A 13,806-nucleotide genomic window follows, 5' to 3' on the forward strand; every position below is an offset into this window, starting at 1 on the left:
AATTGAGCGGAGCCGCTTAATAACTACATATCTTTTTCTCTGGTTTCGTGCTGACCTTGTGGATGTTTTATACCCAAGCTAACTAACAACGCACGTATGGTCACTACTATGAAGAAGGCGCAGCGGACGCGCCAGTTTATCATTGAAAAGGCAGCCCCCCTCTTCAACCAGAAAGGCTTTGCCGGCACTTCCATTACGGACATTATGGAAGTGACCAAGCTGGCAAAGGGCGGCGTCTACGGAAATTTTGAAAGCAAAGCAGAGATTTGCCGAGAGTCATTTAACTACCTGGCTATGGGCCTCTCCGACAGGCTCGACAAAGTAGTAGCACGCGAACATACAGGCAAACAAAAGCTTTTTGCTCTACTGGACTTTTACGAGGAGTACCTCCTGCAGGACGATGACGGTGGTTGCCCCATCCTGAATTTCGGGGTAGAGGCCGACGCCGCACACCCCGTCATCAAAGAACAGGTGAACAATGTCATCTGGCTTTTCCAGGGACGGATTTCGGGTATCGTACAACAGGGCATCGAAGCAGGCGAGTTCCGGGATACATTCCAGGCAGAGCAGTTTGCCATCAAAATGTTTACCATGCTGGAGGGCGCCTTGCTGATCGCCCGTATCCAGGAGAGCTACGAGCAGATGAGGCTTATCACCGGCCTGCTCAAGGCCGAGATACGCCAGTACCTCGTGATGCAGCCTTCTGCACTTTAAGGAAATTACTGTGAGCTTGTTGCCGGCCGATCACTCGCGCCGGCAGCCGGTCCGGTAAATGGGCAGTTGTAAAAAACGGAGGTCGGCCCCGGTGCTACTGGCGGCGACACTTTTACGGTTACATTAATTCTACAGGCGGAAGTCACCTTTCGCCGATAATTTTATACCCGACAACGGCTCCCATGGGGTTTTATAGATTGCCGTGGGGTATAGTTATACCTTCCCGTATCTTTACCGCAAACACAACCAACATGAAAGGAAAACTACTTCTCCTAACCGCTTTGCTTTTTGTGGTGTATACCGAGTCTTCGGCCCGTGCCCGGATACCCTATTGCTCCGAGTGCCAGTACATCATACCGGTAGCCGACCTGCCCGATAGCACTCAGTTCTATTCAGAAGACCATAAGGCATATGCGGATATAGCCTATGTCTACAAACAATTCTGGATCGTATGGCTGCCGATCTGGAACTTCGACGAGCACTATTGCCTGTCTATAAAAGATCAGGATGTATACTTCGACGTCACCGAGGAAGAGTTACAGGCGTACGCGTCGACTTACAACCTCGACCTGCCGTCTAACCCCATTTCCTTGTGGGACAAGATCGGCGGAAAAGCTATTATCCTCGTGCTGGTCGCCGGCGCCATCTGGGCCTACTGGGGCAAGGATAGCGCAACGGAAGAAGAAAAGACCCCGCAGGAAGTACCTGTAGAAGAGAAAAAATAGCCGTCCGCACGCGAACGGTTTGTCTTGTAACCGAACAGCCCCTCAGGGAAAAAGCCTGTAATTGGCCCCGGAGGGGCTATTTTTTTTGGCCGTCGAATTGTATCAGCGCCTGCTATGCTCAAGAACTATTTCGTCATTGCCTGGAGAAGCCTGCTTCGAAACAAGATCTACACCACCATCAACATTACCGGACTGGCTGTCGGCCTGTGTTGCTGCCTGCTCATCGCCCTCTATATACGCGAAGAGCTTTCGTACGATCAGTACCATGAGCACGCACTCTCTATATACCGGGTGTTGCAATCATTCCGCTCCCCGGAAAAGGGCGCAACGCTGCAGGCCCCGGCACCGGAAGAATATCAGGTATGGGGATGTGCGCCCGTAGGACCGGCCCTCCAGGAATACTATCCGGAAGTACAGCACGTGACACAATTTACCAGCCCGAACACGATGTTGCTGGAGCATGGTGACAGGCGCTTTCAGGAAAATAATATCACATTTGCCGACTCCGGTACGTTTGATATTTTCAGCTGGAAGCTACTGGAGGGAAATCCCGCCGTCGCGCTGAAAGAGCTAAATGGCATCGTGCTGACGAAAAGCCTGGCCCGTAAATACTTTGGCGAGGAAGCTGCCTTGGGGCAGATGTTGCGTGTCGACAATCGCTTCCAGGTAACTGTTACCGGTGTTATGGAAGATATACCGGTTAATTCGCACTTCTCGTTCGATGCTTTTATTTCGATGAACACTTTTCGCAAGTTCCGGCCCGAAATCTTTGGATGGTGGGGCTACGTAGATTTTTATACCTACTTCCGATTGCCGGAGAACGCCGACATTAAAAAAATGGAGGCGCGCACATCCGGCTTCGTGGCACGCAACGTGCCGGATGGTGAAAGTGGTTGGTATGCCATGACCTTCGAACCCCTCTCAGATGCTTATCTATATTCGAAGGCCGGTCGCCAGCCTGGCGTAACCGGTAGCCTGTCGAACGTATATATCTTTACCTCGGTAGCTGTCTTTATACTGCTCATCGCTTGTATCAATTTTATGAACCTCTCCACCGCACGTTCCATGGAGCGTGCCAAAGAAGTTGGCGTGCGCAAGACGGTAGGTGCTTTACGGCGCACCCTGGTATACCAATTCCTGACGGAGTCGGTAATCCTGTCGTTTATTTCCGCGCTGGTGGCTGTTACGCTGGCGTTGATGGTGTTGCCCGGCGTACAACAGTTATCGGGGAAAACATTGGGTGGCGGCGAAGCGATGAAAATGGTGCTGCCCTGGGTGCTGTTCGCGGCGGGCGCGATCGGCCTGCTGGCTGGTAGCTATCCGGCCCTGGTATTAAGTGGCTTCCGACCGGCCGCTGTCCTGAAAGGCAAATTTAAAGCGTCAACCAGTGGTGTATTACTGCGCAAAGGCTTGGTGGTTGTGCAGTTTAGCCTATCCATTGCGTTGATGGCCGGTACGGCCGTTGTACTCTCGCAGCTCGACCATATGCGGTCGAGTGACCTGGGCTTTGAAAAGGATCAGATGCTGGTGATCGACTATGGCGGCGACGCCGAAGTGAATAAAAAGATCGAAGCCATTAAGGCCGCCCTCAGCCGGCACCCCGCGGTAAAAGCTGCCGCGGCATCGCGTGCGGTACCGGGAAACTTCTTTCCCAATGCCCACACTGTCGTGGAAGATCCTTCGGGCGAAATGCAAGCTGCAGGGCCGTCGCTGTATGAGATCGACTTCGATTTTGTGCCGACATACGGTATTGAAATGGCAGCAGGCCGCGCATATTCGCGAAACTTCCTTATCGATTCTACGCAGACAATGCTACTGAACGAAGCGGCGGTAAAACAATACGGTTACTCCAATCCGGAGGATATCATTGGCAAGAAGTTCTCGCAATGGGGACGCGAGGGTGTTGTCGTAGGCGTTGTAAAAGACTTTCACTATCAATCGCTGCACCGAAAGGTCGAGCCGCTCGCATTGCGTTTGGCGCCGATAGAATCGCTCAACAATATCACGCTGAAGATAGCAGCTGGTAATTATGAAAAGACCATTGCCGAGCTGCAAACCATTTGGAATACAGTGGCGCCGCAACGGCCCTTCCTCTATACTTTTTTGGATCAATCGTTTGGTCAGCAATACAACGCAGACGTACAGTTCACAGGCATCTTCAGCATCTTTGCCGGACTGACCATCTTCATCGCCTGCCTGGGCTTGTTTGGCCTGGCTACCTATGCCACCGAGCAGCGCGTAAAGGAGATCGGTATCCGCAAGGTACTGGGCGCTTCGGTCGCCGGCATTGCTGGCATGCTGTCGTCGGACTTCCTGAAGCTGGTCGTCTTGGCCATGCTCATCGCGCTCCCGGCGTCGTGGTGGGCCATGACCCGCTGGCTGGAAACATTCCCGTATCGTGTGTCCTTATCGTGGTGGATGTTTGGCCTTGCCGCCGTGCTGGCCCTCATCATCGCAGTGGTGACAGTAAGTTTTAAGGCGATCCGCGCAGCAACGGTCAACCCGGTAAGCTCGCTGCGGTCGGAGTGATCAGGAAACGATCGTGCGAAACGTCAGGTTGACGCGTGGCCGCGTGACAAGCTTTGTCGGCGGCAGACGGTGCAGCCAGTATGTTTGTGTCGTGTCCTTCATCACTAACAGGCTGCCGTGTTGTAATACGACTGAAACGGTCAGGCCCTGTTGCTTATGCTTGAAAGAAAATTTACGGTCGGCGCCAAAGCTTAACGAGCCAATGGCGCCGTTTCGTTTTAAATCCCGTTCCGCATCGCTGTGCCAGGCCATGCCTTCTTCTCCCGTATGATACAGGTTTAGTAAACACGAGTTGTAGGTTTCTCCCGTGCGTTGCTCGGTGACAGCCTTCAGCGCCAGCAGCTCCGGTGTCCATGGCAGCGCATGCCGCGTGGTATTGGAATACGTATAGGAAAAGGCACGATCGCCATACCAGGCTACCTGGCGTTTGGTGAAGATGTGTTTGCCCATAATGATCGCTTCATCCTGCCGCCAGGCGATTGTGTCCAGCAGCGTTTGCAGGTAGCGATCGGATTCGGTTTGCGTGAAGACAGGACCGTAGTAATGTACGGTGCCTTCGTACGGTAGCAGGTTCGTGGGGCCGGTGGCCGGTTCATGGAATAAGTCCATCGTAAGCATGCTGGTGGTTAGCTGACGGCGTCGTGAAAGATCACACCCAAGGTATACCGCTCGCCGCGGTGCACCTCACTCACGCCGTGGCGCATGCTGGCGCGGTAATATCCTTTGCTGCCTTTCACGGGCCGGAAGTTGGTGGTGAAGATAAGCATATCGCCCTTACCCGGCGTCAATACAATCGCCTTTGATTGCGCCCGCGGTGTTTGTTGGGTAAGTACAAACTCACCTCCCGTGTAGTCATGACCCGGGGCGCTGAGAAAGAATACGGTTTGCAGCGGAAAGTATACCTCGCCATACAGGTCCTGGTGCAGCGTGTTGAATCCGCCGGCCCCATATTTCAGAATGAGGGGCGTGGCCTTGTGCTGATCGTGCGCGCGGCATTGTTCCAGAAGCGCTTGCAGCGTGGCCGGGAACCTGTCCGGTAGATGCAGCGCCTCCATCCATGCATTCGCCACGGGCACCAGGTGCGGATATACTTCTTCGCGTATAGTCTGCAGCGCGGGCGGTAAGGGATATTGAAAATATTTGTATTCACCCAGCCCGAACCGGTGGCGTTCCATCACCACCGTCTTGCGATACCCCTGCTGGGCAGCATAAGCGTGTTTGAGCGTTTCGCACAATGCGTCGGGGAGGACGTTGGGTAAAAGCGCGTACCCCCTTTCGTGCAACTGCCGGGCAATGGCCGGCCAGTCGGCGGTAGTAAGCGCTGTGTGCAAAGTCGTTGTTTCAGAGGCGTGCATAGATGCCAGGTTGTTGTTAATGGCCCAAAGATCTTGCTGTGGCGAGTCCCCGGAAACCCGGAACTTGCTATTTGTCTGACAGCATCTTCATTTTGGCTTCGTGGCACCACAATTTGGCTACACAGCCAATCCGGTCGATTTGTATCTTTGTAAAATCACCTTGCTCTCTCCGTCATGAACAAAAATTCGATCCGGATCCGTTCCATTCGCGACATGCACCGCATGCTGGGCATTGCCGAGCCACACCACCCACTGGTCAGCGTGGTAAACTTCCGCGACATCCACCAATCCGCCGCGGACTTCTCTCAGGGGTGCTCACTCGACTTTTACATGATAGCCATCAAAAAAGACTTTAACGGAAAGATCCGCTATGGGCAAAGCTACTACGATTTTGACGAGGGCGTCATGTCCTTCATCGCGCCCGGGCAGGTGTGTTACGAAGAACGAAACGATCGCCCCGCCGCCGGTTCTTCACTCCTGTTTCATGCCGACCTGATCCGTGGCTACGCACTTGACAAAGGCATCAAACAATTTGAGTTCTTCTCCTACGCCATCAACGAGGCCCTATACCTTTCCAAAAAAGAAGAACGCACCGTCGAGGCCCTGTTCAAAAGTATACGGCAGGAGTACGAGGCGCCGCTAGATCGTTTTAGCCAAAATGTAATGGTCTCGCAGATCGAAGTACTGCTACACCACGCCGACCGTTTCTACAACCGCCAGTTCATGAGCCGCAAACCCGCCAGCAACGACCTGCTGGTAAAGCTCGACGACCTCTTGAACACGCACTTCAACAACCCTTCGAATATCGGCCTGCCCACCGTAAAAGAGCTCGCGGATGCCCTGCACGTATCGCCCAGCTACCTCAGCGACATGCTGCGCGTCCATACAGGCCAAAACACCCAGCAACATATTCATCACAAACTGATCGAGAAAGCCAAACAGATTCTAAGCTCCAGTAACCTCACCATTGCCGAAATAGCCTATCAGTTAGGCTTCGAGCACCCCCAATCCTTCAGCAAGATCTTTAAGCGCAAGACCAACGTATCGCCCGTAGAATTCCGGCAATCGTTCAACTAACACGGCAGCGCGGAGAAGTATCTCGATAACGGGATGACGATAAACCAACCCGAACCGCTCCATCCACGCGATGTGGATGGCCGGACCAATAATTAGGAGATGATTCAACAGGTGGCAGCCGATGAACATGGCGGGCGTGACGCCAGAAAGTAGTGTATACTTTTTCAGAAGGTTCGTTTGTCGGGTGTAGTCAGGCTGTATTTATGGCGGGGACTGTCAAACCAGAATTTTTGTGACATGACCGCCCGAAAATTTTTAATGTAGATTAATAGGGTTTTCCCGTATAGAAATTCACGCCACGTGACAACTCTTCAGGCGCTGGGGCGAATTATACCCGTTAAAAAACTATGCCACATAGCAGCCGGTCCAGCAATGAGATAAATTGGACGTAAAACTTACACAGCCGTCGGGGTTACTTCTTCACTGAGAGGTAAATAGCTATCTTTACCTGTTGTATGGCCTGAAAACGAGACCGCTTCCAGCCAGATTCCTTCAATGAACCCTAACTCCCAGCAACCGACCTGCATTGCCCGTCACGGAAAGACCATCTTTCTTGCCATATTTCTGTTTACGTCGCTTTGTGCGTCTGCGCAAATTTGCGATTGCCCACTGCCTGGTACGTGTGCACCATGCCGGGGCGGCTATTCAGAATTCACCCTTCGGTTTAATAGTTTTTTCTCGTCCCTGATCACCGTGTCGGATCAGGGTGGTGTGATTTTTAATGCCGTGGTTGGCGCGGGAGGTACATTTTCATTTTCGAGCTCACGGCCTAACGATAAGTTTCAAGGCCCAACTATTCAGATACGCATTGCCGGTTCGCTTAATGCCAGTATTGGCACAGGTTGTGGCGGCGATATAGAAATAGGTGACCGCTTTGGAAGTTTTACCGTTGTGGCAGGCGAAAGCAAAGACGGCGGCGCCATATGTTGTCATGAATCCGATCGCGACGATGATGCGCCAGACATTCGAAATTGTCCTGACGACCGCAATGTTAACCTGTCATCCGGTGACGGCAACTGTACGGTTGCGGTTCGGTGGACCGAGCCTACTGCCGATGATGATTGTACCGTGGCAAGCTTTACCAGCGACTTTCACCCCGGCGACGCCTTTCCGGTGGGGGATACCTGGGTGACATACACTGCCATGGACAAGGCTGGTAACAAATCCGAGTGCAAATTTCGCATTAGAGTCATTGACAATGTCAAGCCCCAGATCACCGGTCCTGGATCGATGATAGTATCGGCCACGGAATCTTGCTCGGCCGTAGTCACCTGGGCAACGCCCACCGTGACGGACTGTTCTGCCGTCACGTTAACAAGTAATTTTACTTCGGGAACATCCTTTCCCGTAGGAAATCATAAGGTGACCTATACCGCGCGGGACGCACGCGGCAACGTGTCCACCCATTCATTTGACATACGCGTAACCGGCGATACACCTCCTGCTTTCACAAACTGCCCCGCCGACATAACGGTGCAGGAGAATGCCGCCTGTGAAAGCATCGTAACCTGGACACCACCCGCAGTAAGCGACGTCTGCGGCAATCCGGTAGTGGCGTCAAGTCATAAACCTGGTGCGAAATTCCCAATCGGATCGACTCGCGTCGAGTACACCGCAACAGATTCGAAAGGCAATGAGGCTGTCTGCAGCTTTCTGGTAAATGTTGTTACCGAAGCTACGCCCGTCGTGACAGGCTGCCCGCCGGAACCGATCAGCATCCGCGCAGACGAACGGGGTGAAGCCGAAGCAACCTGGCAGGAACCTCAAGCAACCATCGCCTGTGGTGACGTACCCGTCGAGCGGTCACATGCGCCAGGCAGTATCTTCAACATTGGCACCACCTCTGTGGTATATACCTTTGGCCAGGGTGATCATACAGCGACGTGTAGCTTTGACATAATTGTCTCGCCACCCGACATCACGATCGATATTGGCAAAGCCGTCACACCCAATGGCGACGGCATCCACGACTACTGGGAGATTGTTTCGCTGGGAAAATACAAAGACAATGTTGTGCTGGTCATCGACCGCTGGGGTAACAAGATATACGAGGCGAGTGGCTACGACAACGAGCGCGTACTGTGGGATGGCCGCAGTCAACAAGGCGCGAAAGTGCCGACCGGCACCTATTTCTACACGGTGGAGGTCCGCGTACAAGGTATCGTTTGGAAACGGAAGGGCTCAGTGGAAGTAATACAACCTTAGCATGCGGAGAAAAGAATATCGCTCTCTTGTCTGCCTGCTGGTAATAGCCCTCTTGACGGCAATGGCCGGCCGTGCTACTGCGCAGCAAGCTCCACAGTTCACGCAGTTCATGCTCAACAACATGGTATTGAATCCTGCCTATGCCGGCGCGGATGAAGCGTTGACCCTCACCGTGCTGACCCGCAGCCAATGGAGTGGGGTTGACGGCGCGCCGTCAACCCAGTGCCTTTCTGCACATACCCTGCTGCGGTCACAACGGGTAGGGCTGGGGCTCGCCGTCATCCGCGACCAGATCGGCGTTCATAGAAACACTAACATTCGAACCAACTATGCCTACCATCTGCCGGTACACAACCGCGGCATATTGTCGATGGGCATCCAGGCAGGCGTCACAACCTTGAAATCCGATTATGCATCGCTGCTGGGAAACAGTAACGACCCGCAGCTGATGAGCAACGTGAACAAAACCTTCCTGGGTTTTGGCGCGGGTATTTATTACCGCACCACGCATTGGTGCGCCGGTCTGTCGATACCCGAGCTGATGTCAAAGACATTGGCGGTACAGGACACGCTGACGGTGCGGGTACGCCGGACGAATGTATTAGGCTATGTACGTTACAGTTTTACGCTGAACCAGTCCATTGACATCGAGCCCGCCATCTTGCTGAAGTACTATGCGGGCGTGCCGGTGTCGGCCGATATCAACCTCAATGTTGTATACCGCAAAGCCCTGACCGGCGGCATTTCATACCGTAAGGGCGAGTCGATCGACCTGCTGATGCGCTTTCAGCTCACGCCGCAGTTGCAAATGGGATATGCCTACGACCATCCGATAGGTTCTGCCGGACAACTGAGCAGTGCATCGCATGAGCTGATGGTCGGCTACCGTTTCAGTAACATTCAAATGGACGTGGAATCACCCCGATAAGATTGTATGACAAAAACGTGGATCGTACTGGCAATAGGATGTTTGGGCTACCTGCAGGGCGCGAGCCAGGCGACAGTCTTTTCGCTGTTCCAGGACCCACTGCACGAAGCCGACCGGCATTTCGCGGCCGGACATTACGCACAGGCTGCTACCTTGTACACCACCGAGCTCGCGCGAAAGCCTAACGATGCAGCCACGCGCCGGAAGCTGGCGCAGGCCCGGTACCGTGCGAAGGACTATTCCGGCGCCGTGGCTGCCTACGACCAATACCTGTCAGGCACGGGCAATACCTTGCCCTGGGACGATCTATATTACTACGCGGAGGCCAATGCAACCCTAGGGCGCCGCGCGGTCGCCCTGGACTATTACAAACGATGCCTGGCGCAACAACCAGACCACGAGCTGGTGGCCAAAAAAATCTGGCGTCTCACCAACCTGCAATACCTGTACGAAGACTCCGCGCATTATGCCGTACGGCCGTTGAGCATCAACACCGCGTCGGGTGAGCTTTGCGCCGTGCCCTATCAGGATGGATTTGTATTCACCTCAAACCGCAAAGGATCGGGCATCGTCGAACGGTTCAACCGGAAGTCGAACATGCCTTTCTATAAACTCTACCTGGTCCGCTGGAAAGAAGACACTGCCACGCATGTACTGACCGTTGGCAAGCCTGTGACCTTTGCAACGTCTCTGCGTGGGGGGCATAACACCGGGCCAATGGCGTTCTATCATGGCGGCAAACAAATAGTATTTGTCACATCTTCCGAAAAGGCGGGTGCCAATGGCCGTCGCACGCTGGGATTATACTTCGCAGTCGCGGAAGGGAAGAAGTGGAAGGTGGTGTCGCCCTTCCCGTTCAACAGCGACCGGTACTCCATCCACGACGTCTCGATCAATGAAGACGGCACGATGCTGTATTTCTCATCGGACATGGCCGGCGGCGCGGGTGGTAAAGACCTATATACAAGTCAGTGGCTTGACGGAAAGTGGACCAAGCCGCGCAACCTTGGCGAAGCCATCAATACGCCCTTGAATGAAGCCTTTCCATACCTGCACAACCACATGCTATACTTCTCGTCCGACGGTCATCCTGGCATCGGACAGCTCGACATCTTCCGGGCACAAGTGCAAGACGACGGCTACGGTGAACCGGAGAACATCGGTTATCCCATCAACAGTCCCTACGACGACTTTGGCCTGGCCCTCGACTCCCTGGGAACGCATGGATACCTCAGCTCCAATCGCCAGCATGGCGGCTACGACGACGATGTATATGAAGTAGATATGGACCTTCAGACGTATCCGTTTACCGTTGCCTGTGTATTGAAGTACAAGGAGCACACCTGGAGCGACCGCGCGGGTGTCTTGATCTGGCCCAATGCGCGCGTGGCGCTGATGGACAGTGGCAACGGCAAGTCGGTCTTTACGACCCAAACCGACGCCACAGGCAATTTCTCGATTATGATTCCGTATTTCAGTAAATACTATGTGCAGGTAACCGACGAAGAGGGGGCGGAACACAAGGCAAGCTTTGAGCTGAATAAATACCAGGGCGAGGCCAGCGTGCACGAGATCGTGATTATAAAAGACATTTTTAAAAAGAACAACGACCGGAAGTAACATGAAACATTCCGTATTTTTTATTCGTGCCGTGCTCGTCATCCTGGTGATGGCTGCGGGCCATGTCGTGCTGGCGCAGGAAAAGCAAATGATCCAGATCAAGACGTTTGACGAGAAACTGAAGCCACTAAAGAATATAGACCTATCGCTAAACGACGGCGCGTTTATCTCGATGGGAGCCAAAGGCACAGCGTTTGTAGAGATAGGTGCAAACGAGCTTCCGGTGAAATCCGTGCGGATCAAAGATGAGAAACTGGAGGCTGCATCGTGGAATTTCTCCAAAGGCGTGATCGAGATCATCGTCAGGCAACGTAACTATACCATTGTACGCATGGCCTTGCGCCTTCCCAACGGCCGACCGATTCCCCAGGCGTCGGTGTTGTTTAAGGGCACCAAAACACTTACCGTTACGACCAACCAGGCGGGTGAATTTGAGTTGCCGCTGCCGTTCCAGGAAAAACTGACGTCGGCCGATCAATTCCAGGTCCAGGACATGAAGGTGTTGCGCATCAACCTGTCGGAGAATGTGTTGGTGGCCGAACGTGTCAAAGCCTTGCCTACAAAAACAACACGTGACCAGATCATCGACTTTGACCTTTCGCGTCTGGACTCCATTCAGTCGCTGACCGTGTTCTATGCGGTGTTTAAGAATATATCCATGAGCAACCTGAGCCCGGAAGCGCGGGCACGCATCGACGCCAAGTTTCGCGAGCTGGTAGGTCGTATGCAGGATTCCGTCTCGCGGCGGTCGGACTTCATGGCCAGCATATCCGACTCGTCCTTTATAGCAGAAGATATCCACAACCTGTTGAGCCATGCAAGCCGCGAAAGTGAGGCCCTGGACGAAAATCGCACGGCGTTTGAAGAAAAGATCGGGATGATCACCAACAAGCTGAAGAAGGGTGTCTCCAACCTGAACGATGACACACGCAAAAGCCTGCTGGCCGACCTCGACCGGTTAGAGATCATGCTGATTGAGAATGAAAGCAAGTTTTACAAGAATCAAAACGACTATCGTGAGATCATCAATACGTTGAAAGACACTTACTTCGATGTGCAAAACCTCGAAGAGCGACTTTCCATCACGCAACAAAAGCGGGCCGAAGAGCAACAGCTGTTTCAGGCGCGACTCCTCACGATCATCGGTATCCTGATTGTATTTGGTGTATTGATCGTGTTGCTCATATCATTCAGCGGCAGGTTGCGCCGGCAGCGGGAAGCGCTGCGCGTGGCCAACGAAGAGATCACAACCATCAATGAAAACCTGGAAGCTATCGTCGTGAAGCGAACGCTATCGCTGGAACAATCGAACCGTGAGCTTGACACATTCTTATACCGCGCCTCACACGACTTGCGCTCGCCCATCAGCTCGATTCTGGGACTGTGTCACCTCGGCGAAAAAATGCCTACGGTCGAACTTTTCGAAAGAGTCAAAGGTGTCGTACTGAAAATGGACCGTATGCTGAAGAAGCTGATTGAGACCAGCGAGATCAGCCAGGAAGCCCAGAAGGTTACTAAGTTTTCTGTTCGCGGCGTAATCGGAGAGGTGCAGACCCGGTTAGCACCCGAGATCGCCGCGAGCGGGGTGGAGTTTCACGTCGATTGCCAGGACAGCATACACCTTCACTCCAGCGCGACGCTGGTAAAAACCATCCTGGCAAACCTCGTCGAAAACGCTCTATACTTCAGCTGCCTGCGCAACACCCAACATGCACGCGTGGAAGTAAAAGCTGCTCTAGAAGGAAACACCATCCTGCTCACAATATACGACAACGGCGTAGGCATCGATGACGGCGTACGCACCGACGTGTTCAACATGTTCTTTATCGGTCACGAGTCGTCCAGGGGCAACGGCCTGGGTCTCTATGTCGCCCGCAAGGCCGCCCAGGCATTGGATGGCAAAATCGATATCATGTCAGAATCCGGACGGTATACAAAATTTACCGTCGTACTTCCCGTCAACGTTTAACACCAACGCGTGCGCCGGCTTTATCACTACGCGGTGAAGCCGGCCATTCTGTAATAAGTTTTACGAGCATACCCACCTGCTTTTCCCGATTTAACGGCAACGTATTCCCGACCAACGCATACCCCTCCGCATACGGAATCAACAAACTAACAATCTCATTCGCCTGCGGAAAAATCTCTTCAATCAAACCGATCATCCACTGCGCATAGTCCCGATAATATTTTTCCAACGTAGCTTTTAGCGCCTCATCCCGGCTCGACAACGCCCAGATCTCCCGAAAGATCACATTAAACTCCTGGTTGTCACACACCACCAACACCTCAATCACCCGTTTCAGAAAAGCCCGGGACGACTCCGGATCCTTGGTCAACACCAATGCGCGATCCGCCTGAATGAGCTCTTTGCACGTAGTAAAAAACTGCGCGACCGTAGCTTGTATCAACTCGGCCTTGCCCGGAAAGTAATATTGCAAGTTACTGAGCGTAATGCCACACGCCGCGGCGACCTTCCGCAGCGTCAGTCCTTCACTGCCCTCATCCCGCAAGAGCTGGATGGTCTGGTCGATAATCAACCGGGTGCGCTCGTCTCGTTTGGTCATCAGAATTTTTTAAAAGCACTTGTATAAATAGGTCACTTGACCTACATTTGTTTGGTCACTTGACCTAAACAAAGGTACTGTACCGG

At 53.2% G+C, this 13,806-nt stretch carries 11 protein-coding genes; 8 read left to right on the forward strand and 3 right to left on the reverse strand.

Translation table 11 applies throughout. The features are described from left to right. Positions 1-96: 96 nt before the first annotated feature. From K7P01_RS18785 to K7P01_RS18795, 3 genes are all read left to right on the forward strand, one after another. The gene (locus tag K7P01_RS18785) at positions 97-714 is read left to right on the forward strand and encodes a TetR/AcrR family transcriptional regulator (protein ID WP_267295880.1); all 618 of its coding nucleotides are present in this window, start codon (positions 97-99) and stop codon (positions 712-714) included. 251 nt (positions 715-965) lie between these two features. Then, positions 966-1,439 carry a hypothetical protein gene (locus K7P01_RS18790; protein WP_267295882.1) on the forward strand — a complete coding sequence of 158 codons (474 nt, stop codon included), beginning with the start codon at positions 966-968 and terminating at the stop codon, positions 1,437-1,439. Between the two features lie 114 nt (positions 1,440-1,553). Next, the gene (locus K7P01_RS18795) at positions 1,554-3,968 is read left to right on the forward strand and encodes an ABC transporter permease (RefSeq protein ID WP_267295884.1); all 2,415 of its coding nucleotides are present in this window, start codon (positions 1,554-1,556) and stop codon (positions 3,966-3,968) included. Here K7P01_RS18795 and K7P01_RS18800 read toward each other — a convergent pair whose 3' ends face one another. Next, on the reverse strand, positions 3,969-4,577 hold the full coding sequence (locus K7P01_RS18800; RefSeq protein ID WP_267295886.1) for an alpha-ketoglutarate-dependent dioxygenase AlkB family protein: 609 nt from the start codon (positions 4,575-4,577) through the stop codon (positions 3,969-3,971). Between the two features lie 17 nt (positions 4,578-4,594). Next, positions 4,595-5,323: a 2OG-Fe(II) oxygenase gene (locus K7P01_RS18805; protein ID WP_267295887.1), complete on the reverse strand. Its 729-nt coding sequence runs from the start codon at positions 5,321-5,323 to the stop codon at positions 4,595-4,597. A 174-nt stretch (positions 5,324-5,497) separates the two neighbouring features. On the opposite strand from K7P01_RS18805, the gene K7P01_RS18810 reads away from it, so the two are divergent. The 5 genes from K7P01_RS18810 to K7P01_RS18830 all read left to right on the forward strand — a co-directional run bounded on the left by K7P01_RS18810 (position 5,498) and on the right by K7P01_RS18830 (position 13,122). Next, the gene (locus K7P01_RS18810; RefSeq protein ID WP_267295889.1) at positions 5,498-6,400 is read left to right on the forward strand and encodes a helix-turn-helix domain-containing protein; all 903 of its coding nucleotides are present in this window, start codon (positions 5,498-5,500) and stop codon (positions 6,398-6,400) included. Between the two features lie 495 nt (positions 6,401-6,895). Next, positions 6,896-8,605 carry an HYR domain-containing protein gene (locus tag K7P01_RS18815; RefSeq protein WP_267295891.1) on the forward strand — a complete coding sequence of 570 codons (1,710 nt, stop codon included), beginning with the start codon at positions 6,896-6,898 and terminating at the stop codon, positions 8,603-8,605. A 1-nt stretch (position 8,606) separates the two neighbouring features. Next, entirely contained in the window at positions 8,607-9,533 is a 927-nt protein-coding gene (locus tag K7P01_RS18820; protein ID WP_267295893.1) for a PorP/SprF family type IX secretion system membrane protein, read from the forward strand. Positions 9,534-9,539: 6 nt separating this feature from the next. Further along, a complete protein-coding gene (locus tag K7P01_RS18825) occupies positions 9,540-11,153 on the forward strand; it encodes a tetratricopeptide repeat protein (RefSeq protein ID WP_267295895.1) in 1,614 nt (537 codons plus the stop codon). A gap of 1 nt (position 11,154) precedes the next feature. Beyond that, the gene (locus tag K7P01_RS18830; RefSeq protein WP_267295897.1) at positions 11,155-13,122 is read left to right on the forward strand and encodes an ATP-binding protein; all 1,968 of its coding nucleotides are present in this window, start codon (positions 11,155-11,157) and stop codon (positions 13,120-13,122) included. Here the strand turns inward: K7P01_RS18830 and K7P01_RS18835 are convergent. Next, positions 13,112-13,720: a TetR/AcrR family transcriptional regulator gene (locus K7P01_RS18835; RefSeq protein ID WP_267295899.1), complete on the reverse strand. Its 609-nt coding sequence runs from the start codon at positions 13,718-13,720 to the stop codon at positions 13,112-13,114. The genes K7P01_RS18830 and K7P01_RS18835 overlap by 11 nt on opposite strands. Positions 13,721-13,806: the final 86 nt, after the last annotated feature.

This window comes from Parachryseolinea silvisoli (assembly GCF_021190955.1).
Lineage (GTDB): Bacteria > Bacteroidota > Bacteroidia > Cytophagales > Cyclobacteriaceae > Ohtaekwangia > Ohtaekwangia silvisoli.